The organism is Candidatus Defluviilinea proxima (assembly GCA_016721115.1).
Classification (GTDB): Bacteria; Chloroflexota; Anaerolineae; order Anaerolineales; family Villigracilaceae; genus Defluviilinea; species Defluviilinea proxima.
Genome location: JADKIW010000001.1, coordinates 2,907,994 through 2,925,981, shown reverse-complemented (window position 1 = coordinate 2,925,981; position 17,988 = coordinate 2,907,994). Strand labels below are relative to the sequence as shown.

The window sequence follows — 17,988 nt, the reverse complement described above, 5'->3', positions numbered from 1 at the left end:
ATCATCTCCAAATTACGGCGAGATCGTAGGTTTGCTGGCGTTGATTTCTAACCGTTACCCCGATCATTGAAGGACCTGCCGTTGCCCCACGTCTTCTCCAAAAACTCCTAATCTGCTGAATTGATTTACGGATCTGAGGATAAATAGCGCTGCGTTCAAGTTCGTTTGCATTTTTTACTTCGGCTGGAATTTCAGAAACTTCGGGCCATCCAAAATTTGACAGCATTTCTTGGGAAGGGGTGTAAATTGCAAAATCTGGATAAACACTACTGTTGTCTGTGCGTAGATGGGCAAAATCGCCGTCGGAAAGAAAAAAACACTTTATGATGTATAAAGAAAAAAGCGATTCCCCAATGGTGCCTGAAACATCTCCTGAGTACACTTTACTTTTGAGCACATTGCGGTTTCCTGATTGGTTAATTGGATAAATCAAATCCGGCTTTTTTGAGTTTGAATACCTTACAAAGTGATAACCAACTTCTTCAACCCATTTTTCACAATGAACTTGAGCACGATCGTTAATCTCCATTTCATTGACAGTAAAATCTCTGCTGGGATTTCCATTTCCTAGCGCGTCCATAATGTTATCTGTAATTCTAGAAGCCAAAGGTGTAAGTGGAGTGTTATTAGAATCTGCACTTACATCAGTAATTTCTGGAACTTGAATTTCAAAGACTCTTATTAAGCTACTCATGCTGATTCCTTCCCCTTCTTGATCCTCTCCACCAGCGCGGACGCAGGCTCATCCTTGATATTTTGCTCCACCAACTCCCCGCGGAACGCCTTCGCCAGCAGGGACGGGGTCAGCCGCTCGACATGCTCGGACGCGGACGTGTAGCGGGTTTCGAGGCATTCAGCGAAGGTAGACAGATTTGGTTCAAGCATATTGATTTTCCAATTTCAGTATTCGCTGGCAAATCGCTTATGTACCCACAGAAATTCATTCTGCTTGTTCATCACTCGTACAAGACCACCAAAAGATGGATCTTTTGCTTTTAGAAACGCATGGAATTCACGAAGAAGAGCACCTTCGGCTTTTTGAGGGACTCCATGTGGCAGAACAAGAACATCTGGTTTATCTGTCCAGATAGAACTTTTATCTGTGTCTGTAAGCATAGCATCAAATACATCTCTGCTGAAGGAAAGTTGTTTTTCTATAAATTTATATTGATCATCAGATGATAATAAGTTAGTATATGCAGAAGATAGAATAGGAAAGACTAAACCTAAGGCTGTGGAAATTGTTTTTAAGTAAGGAGCAGCTTGCAGAACCCATTCCCGCGGTAAATCTAATTCATAAACTCCGCGCTTATCACCCTCGCCATTAAGAACAACCAGTGGTAAACCCGAATGTTCACACCATAAAATGACCTTATATTTTGTGCTTAGCCACTCTTTAGGATCAAGCGAGCTTCTGTTAACGGGTGCAATACTAAATAGCCGTGGACCGTCCTTTGCTTCGTCGCTTAATATCTTGAATATTTCGTTCATTACCTTATCTGTATCTGGAAGCACTCCGATGATGCCTTGAGTTTCATGTAATTGTCGAATCAGTTTTATTATTCTTTCGCCCTGTTCCCGTGTGGCTAATGTATCTAATTTCTCGCTAATGGCAGTTAGTTCAATTTGCATTTCTTCCAACATAATTTTATGTTCTGCAAATTGTTCAGAAAGCAAAGCTGCGATATTGATTTCTCCTCTTTGCACAGCGTATTTCAACAAATCGAATTGTCGAAACACATGAGCTGTCACCCGCTGAAATTCGTTGCTAGTAAGAAGATTCTCAATGCCTGTGGTTTGGATTGTTTCTTGAACAACTTTTTGAATTTCTTCGTCAAGAACATTTTCCCCTTGCACAACTCGCTCAAGCATATTGGAAAGCAAATTCATTCCAATAGTTGTAGATAACATTCCTAAAACACCTGGCAGCTGTGCGCCGCCTGTTGCTGCGATTGCCAAAATTATTGACCCGTAAAATATGACTTGTGCAGGTAAAGTCGTAAGGGCTTTCAGCACCTTGAGCAAAGCCATTTGCATCTCTGGTTTTGTCGTAGCCTTGGATGAACCAGTCATATTATCCCTTCCTCTCCCTACGTGGACCCGTCTTCTGCGGCGAGATATCCTCCCGCCTTGCCTTGACCTTCTCCATCACTCCCTCCGCGGACTCATCATTCGGGTCCTGCTCCACCAACTCCCCGCGGAACGCCTTCGCCAGCAGGGACGGCGTCAGCCGTTCGACCTGTTCGGATGCGGAATAGTAGCGGGCTTCGAGACGTTCAGCGTAGGCAAACAGCTTCTCGACGCGCCGCACGATTTCGGTTTGTTCTTCAACTGGAGGAAGTTCAAATTCAAAATCCGCCAATTTTTGAGCATTGATATTTGATTGACTAACGCCATCAGATTTAACTCGCCAACGCCAGTCGCGTCCCATCGGACTATTCAAGCAGTAATTTAGAAAATCAGGCAGAAGCTCATCGCCGCATTTGACTCGAACTAAGTACCCTGCATATATTGCTGGTTGTTCATCTTTATAAACAGCAGTTTTCCCAACCCATTCTGGGCTATTGGTTCGGTTAAACAAGACATCACCCTTTACCAATTTATACTTTTCAATTTCATCTTTGTCTGATGTAAAAACCAAATCATTCCAATCCAGTTTTCCATCTTGAATATTTCCCATTCGCAAAACAGGGATATTTCCAGATCTCTGAGATTTGGCAGATGTACCGTAATTAAAACCTGTAGCGACTTCTCGTAAAGTCACAGTCCGATACTTTGGTAAGTTGGTGTGTTCATCCCTCCAATCCTCCGTCAAGCGACCTGACGTAGCCACTGCAAGAACGGACTGGCGGAATCGTTTGAGAATTTGCGGGACGCGTTCCAGGTGCAACTGGCACGAGTCCACGCGAGCGAGCAGGGAATCGAGTTTTTCGGCAATGCGTTTTTGTTCGTCGAGCGGGGCTAAAACAAGCGGTGCAGCAAGACCATCTTTTGTTCCAAGTCTCGGCATGTTCAATCCGTAACTCACTGAATTTACATGATTCAGGAATTCTGGATTCTTGAGCCAGTAAAACAAATAACGTCCAATAATTGCTTCATTTGGTTTTATCGGAATGATCTCAGTTGTGCAAAAACCATCTCGGTCGGCAACAATAATTTTGTTTAGATACGGGCGGAGTTTTCCATATAAAACATCGTCCTTTTTGAAAGCATTTTTTGTGCTCTTTGAATCCCTTTGAGCAAAAGTTAAACGCTGTAAAAGACGTGAAGTGTCTTTTTCAATATCTTCAAGTTCTAATATCCAAGCATTGGCAGGTATATTTTTCGGCTCAACCTTTTCTGTTTTGCCATAATTAACAACTTCGCCAAGTTTTGTTTCAACCCAACCAATCGGCAAATCACTCACTGCCCACCTCATCGCCCAACTCAATCAAGATACTGCGGATCTCCGCTATTGCTGCTTCGAGTTCGCCTAAGGCTTCTTCTGCCAATGCTTCAGGTTCGGGCAAATCTTCGGCAGCGGTTTCGGAATCATCTTTCAACCAGGCAATATCCAAATTGTCGCCGCGTCCCGCTACCCAGTCCCGTGCGAAACGGCGGAAGCGTTCCGTTTCTTTTCTCATTTCTCTTTCGGCTAGGTATGTTGGCTCATCACCGTAGCAATCTTCAAACGGCTTAAAGTGACCTTGCTTTAATTCAGTCCGTTTACCAAAGGCTGGCATGTTAGCGCGCAAGTCATACACCCACACTTCCTTCGTGTTGCCCTTTTCTGTTTCACCGCGTGTAAAGAATAGTACATTGGTCTTCACGCCCTGCGCATAAAAGATACCCGTAGGCAGGCGCAAAATGGTGTGCAGGTTGCACTTGTCCATCAAGTCAGTGCGGATCTGCCTGCCCGTGTTGGCTTCAAAGAGTACATTGTCGGGCAGAACCACCGCGGCACGCCCACCAGGTTTCAGCCCACGATAGATGTGTTGTAAAAACGCAAACTGTTTGTTGCTCGTGGGAAAGGTGAAATCGGTCCGCGTAGGCAAACCTCCGCCCTTCTTTGTCCCAAACGGCGGATTGGTGAGGATGAGTGTGGCTTTGGGTAATTGCTCGCCCTCAGGGGAGAGGGTATCTCCATACCGGATGCCAGCCGCAGTAGGGTCTGAATCGAGACCATGCAGCATGAGGTTCATCAGCGCCAGACGGTGCGTATCCTGTACAAATTCCATGCCGTAAAACGTATTGCGACGATATTTGCGCTGCTGGGATTCCGTCCATGAATCGGGGTCGCTATTATCTCGAATATAGCGATTGGCGGCAATCAAGAATCCACCCGTACCTGCGGCAGGGTCTTGAACAATGTCATCCAGCCTCGGCTTCATCACCGCGACCATGCTATCAATCAGTGGACGTGGCGTGAAATATTGTCCTGCCCCTGACTTCTTCTCATTAGCATTCTTTTCAAGCAAGCCTTCGTATAGGTCACCCATACCTTCGCGACGAGCGTTATACCAATCTAGTTTGTCAATCTCTGTCACCAAAATCGAAAGCGTGGTGGGTTTCTTGATGAACGAACTTGCATTGGCGAAAATCTCGCGCACCAACAAAGAACCATGATTGCCCAAATGGATAAGAAGTTTTCTGTAAGTATCCAGGCGTGTCGCAGCACTTTCATGTTCCAAATCATCCCATCGGTAACCATCTGGTAATTGACCTTCAGTGTTGGTTTCCTTCGCCATCTTGAGAAAGAGCAGGTAAGTCAATTCAGTGACATATTGATGATAGGTCACGCCATCGTCTTTGAGCACGTTGCACAAATTCCACAATTTGGCAACAATAGCCTCTGTGACGGTTCCTGCCTTGACTGTGGTTAAGGATTGAGAGACAACCGCATCATTCGTTATTGTTTTATTGGATGTTTTTATTTCTTTCTTACTAACAGCCTGCTTCTTTTTCTGTGGCGTCATTGAGTGGTGTCCTTTTTCCATAGTAAGTCATTAAATGTTTCAAGCGTATTCGCCAGTTGTCCGTCAAACATCTTGTCGAGCCTCGTGAATCCGCCGCCTTCGCGGGAGAAAATCAAATCGGGGTCATCCAATGCATCGCGATCCACAATGACGTTTGCTTTCGTCTGCGCCGCAATTTTCATCAACCAATCCCGTTGAGGCTGTCTCCATTGACGAGCCACAAGTATCTGGCTCAACGCCCAATCCACCCGCTGTTCATACGGCACAAGCGGGTCACCCGTTGCCAGGTGACGGATAAAGCCAACGATATGTGCCGCAACATCCTGGTTGGTCATTTCGCGCCAGGCAGTGGTGATGTTCGCTTCACTGAACCCCGCCCGATCCAACTCCATCGCCAGTTCGCGCAACTGCTTGCGGGTCAACTCACGCGGACGAGTCAGCACTGTCAACAGTGCTGGAATTTCATCACGGTGTGTCTTGATAAACTCACCAAATGATTTCAAATAATCTTCGGGCTTTTCTGCCGCCCCATAACCACGTTCCGCCCCTACGAACGCATCGGGATGCTCCGAGATCAACATCGGGCGCTGGTCTGGATTAATGCGGTCCAGGATTTCTCCCAATTGCGTATTTTCCGTAAACCAACCTGCCACTTCATTCAAAGACATCTGACTCAACTTCTGACCAAACGCCTCTGGACTTAAGCCTGCAACGGATTCAAAATCCCGCGCATTGTCCTCGCTTAGGCGGCGCTTCTTTCTCTGAAACTTGGCAAGAAACTGTTCCCTAAGCAGTTTCTTCACCGCTTCATCGTTCACACTGGTCATCTCTGCCATCAACTGGCTGAACGTCAGTTGCGGGTCAACCACCACAGGCTTCATCGCAGTCACGCCTTCAAGCGCTTCATACAATCGCACCGCATCGAACACACGGAACGTTTCCTTTTCCACTTCAGGGCATAGGCGGGTAGCGCGTCCCAACATCTGCTCGAACAGAATACGACTGTTCACACGTCGCAAAAATACGATATTACAAATCTCGGGTACATCCACGCCTGTAGTTAGCAAATCCACCGTGACCGAGATAGTCGGGTTGCGCTCGTTCTTGTAACGGCGGATCAACTCAAGCGGCTTATCTGCTGTCCCCGTAATCTTGACGATGGCATCATCATCCACGCTGCCATATTGTGCCTGGAATGCTTGCTTGAGCAAGTCCACCACCATGTCTGCGTGTTTGTCGTTCACACAAAAGATAAGCGTCTTCTGTTTTGAGAATGGGTCAATTTCCTGCGCCAGATACTTGCAAACCACCTCATTGAACGGACGAGTAATTACCCGACGATTAAATGAATCCACATCTAGGTGAACTTCATCAGGCAGCATGTGCAAATCAATCTGCTGAGTGCGCGGGTCAAAAACCTTCACCTCTTCACCTGCCTGCCAGGTGATTCCGTCATTCAATAACTTCGTCTTGATTTGAATCGGCGGTTCATGGTCAATGAGGAAGCCGTCAATCACTGCTTCACGATAAGTGTAGGTATAGATTGGTGCGCCGAAAATTTGAGTCGTGTGCAAGGCAGGTGTAGCCGTCAACCCTACCTTGACCGCATCGAAGTATTCGATCACCCGCCGATACTTCGAGATGTAATCCTCATAACTTCGGAAGGAAAGCTCTGTGTCCGACAATTCACGATCAAGCAAATATCCACGATGACACTCATCCACCACAATGCAGTCATATTGGTCCACTGCCGGCGGGGTTACATTCTCAGACGGATACAAAACCCGCTTGACCATTCCTTGTACCGTGGCAATCTGTACCGCTGTGTCACTATCTGGCGTAGTCTCGTCGAGTTCTTTGATTCCGAAAATATCGGCAAAACTTTGAATGCTATCCATGCGCGTGTCTTTGAAAGCATTCGCAGCCTGTTCGCCTAATGCTTCGCGATCCACCAGGAACAAAATCCGCTTGAAGCGCTGTACTTTCAACAGACGATAAATCAACGCAATACAGGTTTTAGTCTTGCCTGTGCCAGTTGCCATCGCCAATAACATCTCGCGGCGACCTTCCGCAATTCCGTTTTCTGCAGCTCGAATGGCATCCTTCTGGTAATAGCGCAGGGTGAATCCATAATCAAATGACTCTGTTTCCAATTGTTGATGAGCTGCCACTTCATCACGTTTCAATAATTCCTTCAAACCTTCGGGCGTGTACCATCCATCCAATGCATGACTCAAATTCGTCGAGCGACGTAAATCCACAAACCAAATCCCACTGTGCGTTTCCAGTTGCTTCAAATAGGGTCGCCCATTGGAAGAGAATGCAAAAGGAATCTTATACTCACCCCATCCATCACCTGGTGCTTGCATATCATCCATAAGGAAAATATCACGGCTGTACCGCTTTGCCTGCACCAATGCCGCTGAAACATCTACATTCTTGCGCTTGGCTTCCACCACTGCCACGGGCATCAACCCGATGAACAACACATAATCCGCAGGTCCGCTGGCAGTGGGATATTCCGCAATCGCCAAATTCCTGCCGCGCTCGGGTTGTGTCCCATTGTTGTAACGCAGGTTGACTGTATCCGCTTCCCAGCCTGCCGCACGTAACTGCGCATCAATGATCTGGCGGGTTTGGGCTTCATCCAAACGCACAAACTGGCTGGCAGTTGTTGCAGCCCTTCGGTATTTTTCAAATGTGGTGGATCGTTTCTTCTCTGCTTCTGCTTGTTGTTTCTGGAGCAAGGCTTCCACTTTGGCAGTGGCTTTTTCAACCTGTTCCGCAAGCTTTTCCCGCTCTACTAACAAGGCATCTGTTTCGCTGATCGCCGAGGGTTCGACAAAATCCGCCGCCTTGAAATCCGCTTTTACAAAAGTGCGCTGAAACCAGACGCCCAACTGCCATCCCATTTTCAGGATGTTCAGCGCGATTGCCTGGTCTCCCTGATTGGCATGATTCGCTACATTCCCCATCCTCCGAATCTCACCAAATAATTGATAGGTTTCATAAGTCAATGCGCCTTCATCCCGCAAGCGGCGTAGAAGTTCGTACTGGCTTTCATCTTTCTCGGTATCGTACAATCCCATCTGCGTGGCAACATGCTTCGCCAGCAATTCCCCAAACTGTCGTATCTTAATCAGGCTGGTATTCGGGTCGTCCGCAAAATATTTCTCCGCAAGCGCACCCAAAAGTACAAGCTGTTCATCATAAGCCTGTAAGTGAGAGAAGTTTGCGGAGGATTGATTTTGACTTTTCATTTGGTCATTTTAAGTCATGGGATAACCCCATCTTGTCTCCTAAGTATACCCGACCTAGCCACCAGAAACAGTAAAAATTCGTCGCATAAATAGCGCTCCCCCGTTGCGCCACTTTCATTAGTGCATCACTCCTCCTTCTCAGACTCCCCCCGATACCAGTTGTTGGCATCTTCAGAACCCGTTGAGAATTTTGGCTTTGAAGATTTGGATTTCAGTGGTGCTTGATTTTTTAATCGCCTTGGTTTTGGAGGATATAGTTTCGGATCAAAGGGTAATTCATTGTAAGAACGGGATGGCTTATAAAAACGACTCATCTCAAAATTCCGCATCCATTGTCCAAATTCATAGATCGGCAAATTCCCAAAATCCCGCCAGTCGTGTCCGATAATCGCAACCCAGGGACTAATCACTCTCGGAATGTTCCAACCGAAACGCTCCACTACCCAGGGTGGACCCATGATGCAGAAGACAATAGGTATCCCCCATTCTTGCGCATGGTCATACGCCAGTTGCAAGCGCCGCTTATAGTTTGCCTCAATCGTTTTGGTTGAACTATGTCCGCTATCCACTTCCAACCAAAATAAGGTTTCTCGTCCATAGTGTGTACCCCACGCCAGCGCATCCGGAATGCCATATTTGACTGGCACCTCAGTCCAACTCTCCCATATTTCAATGTTACGATAGGCAGCTTCCAACCATGCCCTCCACATCCGCGACTTGCGTCGATGGCGCTCAGCAGCATATCGGAATTCGCCTCGGTATTTTGTAAAGTGAACGCCTTTGGGAATATTCCAAGAACGATGCGCCAGACTTAATCCCGTGTTTCTAATCGCCCACCCATCATACTTCCCTATTCGCTTCCACTCGATGAGATTCGCCACCTGAAGTTTTTTCAGAAGCGACCGGATATGTGTTTTGCTAAAACCAGCCAGCGACACAATCTCAGATGTGTGAGCAGTTTTGAGACGAGCTAGAATGCGCAAGACACGAATGACATTCGGCTTGTATCCAAAGTCACTTGCAACAAATGGAGACGCTAGTTGTGGAATTGGAGCATTTTCAGCAAGGCTCGGATATCCGTGTGGATTGAAATCCCAATGATCCTTGGGAGCATGTCCTATCGGCAGGATCGCAATCGGCATCTTGCGTTTCACCAATCGCATAATCTCATGCAAATACCATCTTCCCGGCGCATCCACCGAAACCCACAGACAGGCACGGGGTCGTGCCTTGACCAAGCGATTGGCAATCAGGTCAATAATCCGTGCCTGGGCATAAGGCGGCAGCCCGTCCGTTGCGGACAGGCTGCACTTGAACACATCGACAATTACCTTCCCCTTGTTTGCAAGCTGAATCGGCGCCCAGTCCAACGCCAGGTTAGACATGGAGTTAACTTTCTTCATCGTGATACGTTTCAACCTGCCGACCGAGATTCAGATACATTGTGTTTAGCTTTCCGTTGAGTTGTTTAATCTCCTCCTCCAGAGAAGACACCATCTCCCAAATATCATCAATGGAATTTCCAAGCCGATATTTTCCATCTTCGGATATCAGGATGGGAACAGCAAGTCCCTGCAGTTCTGCGATCCCTTCGCGCATATGGGTATCGCGATACGCATTCTCATGCTTCTCCTCAAATTCCAATACAAAATACTCATCCTCTTCGGGTGTTTCTTCATCGAAAACATGCTCAGCCAACTCCTCCAACGTCATTGGATTTTCTTGTTCCAGGAATACTTCAAAAATACGAAACACTTCTTCGTCACGACAGGATTTTTCAACAAAATTAGATAGGGCTACATGAAAATGCGAACGAGATTGATCAGTCATGTTATGGTCTCCTTTAGAAAAGCATGATAAAGAAAACCAATCAGGGGTCTTGTCAATGTGTCGCTAAATCATTATGGACAGGCGCATCTGTCCAAGCCAAATGCCGGAAAATTTAATTAATTCCCATATGCTCTTCCTGTTGTAGTTCAGTAGTTCCCTCATCGCGGACACCCGCCATATTTGGAGATTTATCTTTTATCAAAGCTCTTTATCCCAATATCTGGCGGGTGTTTTCGGGAACTGCATCGGGAACTGCACCAAGCCAGAGTAGTTCTCTGTCGGTCGATTGCAGTTCCCAAGTAGTTCCCGAGTAGTTCCCTGAGTAGTTCCGTCAAAATACCCCCATATAACGGATTATTAATTTGAAAATAGATTTATCGATCCATATATTGGTACTAATTTTTTCAGGGAACTACTGAACTACAAGAGAACGCGAAATTTTAATTAATTTTTTCCTCAACCTTCAAAAGCCAAGAATCAAAAAAGCCTGGCTCCGTTTTCACGTAAGCCAGGCTTTATGTTCGTAAGTATCTACTTTTCAGGTCTTGCCAAAGAAACACCGTACATCTGCTCCACCTTATGGATATCCACCACCAATACACGCTGCTTGATTCCACGACAAGACTTGCTCGCCTCCACCTGACGCTCCCCCACTTGTGCCAGTAAGCCATCCACTTGGCGCAGTTGCCGGCGCAGAGCATCGGGCATGATATCCAAATTTTCATCCAACCCCCGCCAGTATTCCTTGGCACGCGCCAGGCTGGTCTCTGTGCGCAGATAAATCATCTTCTGATCCGCACCAGAATCGTAATAACCAATTTGATCTGCATTGAATGGTGGTTGATACTCCTCATCTAGGGTTCGCGGCGCCAAATATACTTTTCCTTCCACCAGCAGGTAGGCGATGGCAGTGAAGAATTTGCGGACCGGCGACTCCGCTGCAACCTGCTCCGCCTGATTCTGGATAATCGTTAGAAGCGCAGCGTTGTTCTCAGCGGTCAAGCGATCTGCATCTGCAAAAGAGATCAACTGCATTTCCTCAAAACAACGGATCGCCAATTCCTGGGAAGCCGCCAACACCGCATACGCATCTGGCAGGCGGTTTTGCAAATTGCCAGCCTGCCGCGCGATCTGAGCAGCCTTGTCCACTAGCACGGGATACTCAGTGACTATACGCTCCCAATTCTCAGCCAGATATTGCAGATACATCTTCATCGCCTGCGCGAGCAAGCCTTGTTGTGCCTTTCCCTGAAGGTTAGTCAGTTTGTCTTCCCCATCATTCTGTGAACCTGGTGCCGGCAGAATATCACCAGGCTCCACGCCCACATACACCATGCGTCCAACAATGCTTTGCCCGATCAAGGGATTCTCCGCGGTCATGATCACCAGTCCACGTGGGAAGCGCGTGTTTTGTTGGGAGAGGTCGGCTCGTGAACGACCACGCGCAGAACGGTTCCCCACTGAGCGAACAACATGATGCGCTTTTTTATGCATGCTTCGCGCTTCCGCCACGCCGGAAAATTGCGGCGCAAAGTCATCGATCACGAGCGGTATATCTTTAGCGTAGAACATCGCCGCTTCAATCGCTGTCACGGTGGAAGTCCAATCAATGGGCGCATGGTAATCCCGTCCTTGAATAAAGCCCGTTCCAAAATGACTCAGCGCCAAATGCGCGAGTGTGGACTTGCCACTTTGTGTCGTACCATACACGGAAAGCACAGCATTCAAAGGTCGCAAACAGGTCAACGGAGCCGCGTACATCGCAGCCCATAATGGAGTTGTTACCTTGCGCGGACCAAGTTGCAGAAATTCCAACGTCGCACGTACCGCTTCTTCCGGATTGATCTCCTCTTTTGGTAGGGCGTAATGCCGCAGGTTGTTCGAACCCAGATCCACCCGCACTTGGTCGTTCAATCCATCTGCACCCAACCAACCAGATGTAGTGAGGAACCCGCGCTTGCCATCACACTCATGCCAACCGGTGAAGGTATACAAGCGTTCTCGCTGCACGGTCTCCATCGAGACTTCCTGAATGGCACGTGCCACCAAATAAGATTTTCCTGGAGGCAGATTGATGATCGGTCGCATGCCCCAGTTATCCGGAACCCAATCGAGTTTTCCAAAAGCACGTGCTTCCACTTGAACCGATTGCAAAGGTTGTCCGGAAGCCAACCCGCCTTCAATACTGTATCGGACGGTCGGCGGGTTGAGACCATCATCCACCATCAGTTCATGACTGATGCGCGCCCAGAAGTTGCCAAGCGGATCACCCATGAAATGCAGTCGGCGTTCCCGGATCTCAGAATACAAGTTGCCATTGCCATTCTCATGATGGTTCATCAATTCTCTAAGGTCCCGCCGAGGTAGGTTGAGTTTCTTTTCGACCAGGGAAACATATCGAGATTGGATCCTATCGGGTAATCCACGGATATGATCAACAATCAACTTCAACGCCTCATCGAATTCCATCGGAGAAAGAGTGCGGCTTTGATCGATCAAGATATCCAGCCAGGGTTTTGCGCTAGACAGATGTTTTTCTAGGTTCTGCAGGGTTAAGTCGTTCAGCAGCCATTCATTACAATCCTTGAAGGGCAGGTCCGGTACAACCATCGTCAGAGCACCAAGGGCTTCGCACAAGCGGCGTGTCACAGTTGCTTTACGCTTGCGGATCTTGTCCTGTTCCACTGCGGATAATTTGGTCTTGTGCAGGTCATTATCCAATGCCAGATAGATCACACGCCTTTTATAAATACGCTCGATCTCCAGCGCCGGCAAATTCCCCACCCCACATAATGCTAGGGCGGAACGCCCCAACTGTCTTAAGCTTTCGGCATCAGATTGTCCTTCCACAACGATGAGATTGGGATCACCCGGGACCAATGCCCAATAGACCTGGCGTTCGCCTGGCAGATTGCGTGACTTATCATCTGGGTCGATTGGCTTTAAGGCACGTGCCGAGAAGTATGTGCTTCTACCGTTCCAAATGTGAGGATAAATAACGTATCCGGTTGGCGAGGCATTTGCACCATTGCCATTCGCGGTGAAGTCCAGACCATCCGCTCGAACCAACCCAAGTTCCTTTGCCAGGGAAATATCAGCATCGGATTTTTGCAAATGTTGCATAAGACCGCGATCCGATTTGCTGAATCCCCAATTGGTCTCACGCAAGGTCTTTTCCGAAAAGCCACGCCCAAGCAAATAGGTCCGTGCCGGCTCCCCTGCCTTATTCCATAATTGAGCCGCAAAATAACGTGCCGCTTCCTCGAAGAGATCAGTATGCTTTCTCTGCTCCACCTCGCCTTGAATGGCTTGTGAATCGAAACCGAGATTCTTCAAATCCAGCCCAGCATATTCAGCCAGGTACTTCACTGCACCGATGAAGTCCAATCCCTGCCAGCGCTGAACAAAGTCAAACGCGTCACCTCCGGCATCACACTTTGTATAGCAGCGCCAGCGTTGATGACCGGATGGATCCATGTATATGCTGAACGCTGTTGGATTATCCCCTTTATGCAGCGGACAGGATCCGCGCAGCTCCACACTCTTGCGATGCAGTTTTGCACCAGCCTGTTGTGCCAGTTCCTCGAGCCTTACTTTAGACAACACGACACTCAGGTCGAGCCGTGTAGGTTTTGTGGTATCATGCGATTTATAAGTCAACGTATCTCGCTCTCCCAACGATGCCGCCGGTTTCCGCCCGGCGGCAATCTGTTTTTTATTCATAGTGTTTTCCTTGTATTGATTTTATTGAATTGCCAAGTGTTCCACCGCCAGTTCAAGATCGCGTTCACTGGGGGTGATATAGATCCGGGTGGTGTTCAAGCTGGAGTGTCCGAGTAAAGCCGCCACCTTCTCCAAACCAACTTCGTTCTCAACCAGATTTTTCGCGAACGTGTGACGACAGACATGCGGGGTCAGTTCTTTCACATCGGCGGCTTTGGCATAGCGCTGTAGAACACGCTGTACCGTTCTGCCGCTCAAGCTTTCGTGTTCCCCTTCAACGGTCATCCAAAGATGATCGCTCTGCGGACGAACCTCCAGCCATTCCTGTATAGCTTTGCGCGCGTCTGAATTCAATGGCACACTGCGTTGTTTGTTGCCTTTCCCATTTTGGACCAGGACACTGCCCTTGCGTTCGGAGAGTTGGATATCGCTCATCTGGAGATGAATAGCTTCACTCAATCGCAAACCGGTGTGCAGCAGAAACAACACGAGGGAGGCGTCACGTCGGCGCGTCACCCAACGTTTGGGATACTTCTGTTTTGCAAGTTCCAGGTCATTCTCAATAGCACGTATCAGGCGGTGCTGCTCATGTTTGTCCAACCATTTCGGACCACGCACAACACCTGCAACACCTTTGATGTTTTCCGTGGGATCGCTTGTGATCTGTTTGTTTTGTCGTGCCCATTTGCACAGTGCTGCGATTGACGCCAGACGCCGATTCACTGTGCCGGCTTTTCGGCGTTCAACGCTCAGCAGGAAATGTTTGTATTCCTTCACGTCGGTCGGTGTAATGCGTTGGACCGTGAGCACCTCACCATTCGTTTGTTCGAACCAGCGTGCAAAGTGATTCAGGTCTGAGAGATACCCTTTTACAGTGAGAGGCGAAAGGTCTTGATCATCCATGTGTTTTTGGAAATTGGTGAGTAGTTTGTTCATTTCAAAAGCCCTTTACATCGATTTTGGGAAAGTCCGTACAAAGCCCCAGGACAGGCGATATTTCCGACACATAGTACGAGTCGTATTGGAGTGGTTGAGCGGCTCTCAGTCTTTCCTGTTGAAGGAAGGTAAGCGGGACAGTAAGCAGGCATGTAAGCAAAGGTAAGCAGAAAGTAAGCCAAGTTGTAAGCAGCACGCTTACAAAACTTTTTGATTTCCAAATTTGCTTTCACTGTTGGCAGAAAACTCCGGGTTCGATTTTGGGTGGTTTTCATTCGGACCAACCCTGGACCTGCATTTGCATTACAACAGGCTCGCGTTTGATCTTCAATTTTCCATCCTGAAAAGCTTGAACGCTGTGACGAAAGAACGCGCTCAGGATATCTGCCAAGCGCAAGTTGTATGCATCGGCAATGGTCTTCAAGCGCGCATGTCGTTCCGCACCCAACCGATACGCAGCGGTCTGACCTTTGAGGGAGTGAAAAAGTGTGTCGGGTTTCTTCACCGCTCTGTGTCGGCGGGTTTGCAACTGTATCGGCTGTGTGTCGGCTTCCTCCCATCCCAAGGTATGTTTGCGACCTTTCGGATTGAGACGTGGTTTGAACTTCAGCGTCCCGCGTGTGTGACAGGTCTCGGCGTAATCGTACAAGACACACGCCACTGGATCGACATTTTCCATAAGAATTTCGGCGAGTGCAGCCACTTCATCACGCACCTCGACTGGGATCAGATAGCGGCGTGCTGGATTGGATTTCTCCCAAGTCCGCGTCTGCTTGCGCTTTTGCGCAACGACCAGATCCTGTGCCACGGTGGTGTTGGTTGTAGAGTAGGCATTTCGTCCAGGCATGATCTCCTCCTATTCCAATTTGGCAAGCCGTCTTGCCAGGTCTTCATATTCAAAAGCAGAACGACTCTTCAGGTCTTTTTCAAAGATCGTCAATCCCTCGGCAGAGGCTTCTCGTAACAACGTAGCGCGATGAATGGGCGTGAAGACCTGATCCGGGAATGCGGTTTGCAAGTTCATCATTTGTTCGCGGGTCGTGCGAGTCTGCTCGTCATAGAAAGTTGGCAGAACGCCGGCGAGTTTTCCGCACCATTGTTTTTCCGAATGGAGCACTCGCAGCATATCCAAAAAGCCCGAGACACCATCTGCGGAGAGATAATCCAGGCTCGATACGATCACAGCCAGGTCTGCCGCCCACGCAGCCATCTCTTGAAGGCCACCGGTGGAGGGTGGAGTATCGAAGAGCAGGTAATCAAAACCCAATCGCCTAATGGCTGACAATTGATCCTTAATATAGTTGATCGGTTTCTCTTCGATGGTGAGCAAGCGTTGTGCCTTGGCGGTCATTTGATTGCCAGGCAACACAAAAAGATTTTCTCGGCGTGTAGCTCGAATCCATTGGTTCATGATCTCTGGCGTAATTGGATTGGGGTTGAAGATCGGGTGCATCAGCCAATTCGCCACGCAGGGTTCGGTATCCAGGTTCATGGAAACTGCCGCGTGTCCCTGCGGGTCGAGGTCAGCGATCAACACCTTCTTGCCCATACGGGTGAAGGCATCGCCAATATTGATCACAGTCGTGGTCTTGCCTGTCCCGCCTTTTTGATTTGCAAATACGATGATTTTCATGGGTCATTCCTCATAATATGATTTTCCAAAACAGTGTTGCCTTCCGAGTCTTGGTCAAAGGTCGCATCTTCAATGATCGCCAACGCGACAGGCTTGCCATCCAAATCAAGGTTCAAAGTTCGAACGCCGGTATGCCGGTTCAGCGCTCCAAGTGCGCTGACGGTGAGTGCCATCGCCTCGGCGGAATGAGGCAGGCGGGAGGCACTCCGTTTCACCAGCTGGATTGCCCCGGACGCCACAATCTGGCGCGCCGAATCCAGAAGTATGTTCCAGCCGGCAGGCCGGCTCACGTAGGGTTTTCCTCAGGTGGCTTCGAACCATTGCCGTTCTTCCGAGTTTCCAAGGGAGCTAGTTCTGGTTCCAACGGTGGCATGGGAGTTGTCTTTCTCCAAGGATTGAGCCACGGCCAGATTGAGAAACCACCTTCAGGTTTATGTGCCGGCTGCACAGGCTTTTTTGTTTCGTACTGACCAATACCCAGTTTGTCTGCTGAGCCATACGCGGAGCGGAAATTGCCGCGCCATTGATTGACAATATCCTCCATCATTTCATCTGCTACGGTTTCGGAATCCTTCTCGATACGTGCCAGGGCTTTGAACATGACCAGGTCACGTGCCGCGCCTTCGGCAATCTCCTTGAGTACTTCCATCTTGCCAAGTTCGAAAACAATCGTGGCGAAGATATTGATGGCGATGAGGGCGGACATCCCAAGGATGACCGTGCGGATTTCATCCTGCGTCATTTGACCAACCAATCCGTTTTCACCAGAGCGATATAGCGTGTCCATCGTGAACAGAGCTGCTTCACCAAGGAAGTCGAGCAGGACCATGAGCAGGGCTGTGCCACGTTGGATAATGCCATCTGCGCGGTATAGGAAAACCAACAACCAGCCGATCATCCCACCAGAAGTGGCGAGCAATGCAAAGTAGCCGAGCACCTGATCCTTCGCAGGCAAGGTGGTTTGCACAAAGTCCAACGAACGGGAAGCGGCGTACGCAAGCAGCCCACCGCCGATAACAAGAAAGGCGACCATCGCCACGAACTTGAACAGAGCTTTCATCACAATCCTCCACAGTATTTGGAATGAACCCAACCAGTTTGTCCGGAAGGGGTTATTACCTTTATCCAGTCATGATCTTTTTCCTGAATTACCAGAACATCACCCTTGGACAACCAGGCAATCACCAGGCAATGCAAGCCGGCGCACTCTCTCAGGTGCAGGGACTCAGCAGATACCGTGCAGGCGGCTGGAATTGTAGAGGGGATAGGTTCGGGGTCTTTCGTTGGCGTCGTTAAATTCTTTTTAGGCGACTGTGTCGACACATCCTGTGGCACTGACGGCGGTGTCGTGAGTGAACAGCCAAGCGAAAGCAATATCAGGAACAGAAATCTGTATTGCTTCATAAATCCCTCCTGGTTGATGGTCCTGCATATCTGTTGTTCATACGCGCGATCTCCTTTGTATTGAAAATAAAAAAACGGCACCCACACAAAAGTGCGAGTGCCGCTCTTTGCATTGAGCCGCGTTATATGGCTATTTGAGATCGCGTTTTCTTCTGTAGTCCAAAACCATAAAAGCTTCTGATGGTTTTATTCCTGGCGAAAGCAATTCAATCCCATCATAGGAGAGTGGGAGTTTTCGCCCGTCGGG

The 17,988-nt window shown here is 48.5% G+C and carries 15 protein-coding genes; all 15 read right to left on the bottom strand.

The window, feature by feature from the left end:
• Position 1: 1 nt before the first annotated feature.
• The 15 genes from IPP66_13590 to IPP66_13520 all read right to left on the bottom strand — a co-directional run bounded on the left by IPP66_13590 (position 2) and on the right by IPP66_13520 (position 17,741).
• On the bottom strand, positions 2–694 hold the full coding sequence (locus IPP66_13590; GenBank protein ID MBK9926309.1) for a hypothetical protein: 693 nt from the start codon (positions 692–694) through the stop codon (positions 2–4).
• Positions 691–885, bottom strand: a complete 195-nt coding sequence (locus tag IPP66_13585; GenBank protein MBK9926308.1) for a hypothetical protein — start codon at positions 883–885, stop codon at positions 691–693. Before IPP66_13585 ends, IPP66_13590 begins: the two co-directional genes overlap by 4 nt.
• A gap of 15 nt (positions 886–900) precedes the next feature.
• On the bottom strand, positions 901–2,073 hold the full coding sequence (locus IPP66_13580) for a hypothetical protein (protein MBK9926307.1): 1,173 nt from the start codon (positions 2,071–2,073) through the stop codon (positions 901–903).
• A gap of 1 nt (position 2,074) precedes the next feature.
• Complete coding sequence (locus tag IPP66_13575) at positions 2,075–3,418, bottom strand: restriction endonuclease subunit S (GenBank protein MBK9926306.1); 1,344 nt, start codon at positions 3,416–3,418, stop codon at positions 2,075–2,077.
• The gene (locus IPP66_13570; GenBank protein ID MBK9926305.1) at positions 3,399–4,955 is read right to left on the bottom strand and encodes an N-6 DNA methylase; all 1,557 of its coding nucleotides are present in this window, start codon (positions 4,953–4,955) and stop codon (positions 3,399–3,401) included. The genes IPP66_13575 and IPP66_13570 overlap by 20 nt, the downstream gene beginning before the upstream one ends.
• Entirely contained in the window at positions 4,952–8,215 is a 3,264-nt protein-coding gene (hsdR, locus tag IPP66_13565) for a type I restriction-modification system endonuclease (GenBank protein MBK9926304.1), read from the bottom strand. The genes IPP66_13570 and hsdR overlap by 4 nt, the downstream gene beginning before the upstream one ends.
• A gap of 125 nt (positions 8,216–8,340) precedes the next feature.
• The gene (locus IPP66_13560) at positions 8,341–9,618 is read right to left on the bottom strand and encodes a winged helix-turn-helix transcriptional regulator (protein MBK9926303.1); all 1,278 of its coding nucleotides are present in this window, start codon (positions 9,616–9,618) and stop codon (positions 8,341–8,343) included.
• Complete coding sequence (locus IPP66_13555) at positions 9,605–10,045, bottom strand: hypothetical protein (GenBank protein ID MBK9926302.1); 441 nt, start codon at positions 10,043–10,045, stop codon at positions 9,605–9,607. The genes IPP66_13560 and IPP66_13555 overlap by 14 nt, the downstream gene beginning before the upstream one ends.
• A gap of 531 nt (positions 10,046–10,576) precedes the next feature.
• Positions 10,577–13,768, bottom strand: coding sequence for a DUF927 domain-containing protein (locus IPP66_13550; GenBank protein ID MBK9926301.1), 3,192 nt, complete (start codon positions 13,766–13,768; stop codon positions 10,577–10,579).
• A 21-nt stretch (positions 13,769–13,789) separates the two neighbouring features.
• Positions 13,790–14,704 (bottom strand): tyrosine-type recombinase/integrase, encoded by a 915-nt coding sequence (locus IPP66_13545; GenBank protein MBK9926300.1) that lies wholly within the window; start codon positions 14,702–14,704, stop codon positions 13,790–13,792.
• A gap of 271 nt (positions 14,705–14,975) precedes the next feature.
• Complete coding sequence (locus tag IPP66_13540) at positions 14,976–15,551, bottom strand: hypothetical protein (GenBank protein MBK9926299.1); 576 nt, start codon at positions 15,549–15,551, stop codon at positions 14,976–14,978.
• Positions 15,552–15,560: 9 nt separating this feature from the next.
• Positions 15,561–16,337 carry a ParA family protein gene (locus IPP66_13535; protein MBK9926298.1) on the bottom strand — a complete coding sequence of 259 codons (777 nt, stop codon included), beginning with the start codon at positions 16,335–16,337 and terminating at the stop codon, positions 15,561–15,563.
• Complete coding sequence (locus IPP66_13530) at positions 16,334–16,627, bottom strand: hypothetical protein (protein ID MBK9926297.1); 294 nt, start codon at positions 16,625–16,627, stop codon at positions 16,334–16,336. Before IPP66_13530 ends, IPP66_13535 begins: the two co-directional genes overlap by 4 nt.
• Entirely contained in the window at positions 16,624–17,397 is a 774-nt protein-coding gene (locus IPP66_13525) for a hypothetical protein (GenBank protein MBK9926296.1), read from the bottom strand. The genes IPP66_13530 and IPP66_13525 overlap by 4 nt, the downstream gene beginning before the upstream one ends.
• Complete coding sequence (locus tag IPP66_13520; protein MBK9926295.1) at positions 17,397–17,741, bottom strand: SH3 domain-containing protein; 345 nt, start codon at positions 17,739–17,741, stop codon at positions 17,397–17,399. Before IPP66_13520 ends, IPP66_13525 begins: the two co-directional genes overlap by 1 nt.
• Positions 17,742–17,988: the final 247 nt, after the last annotated feature.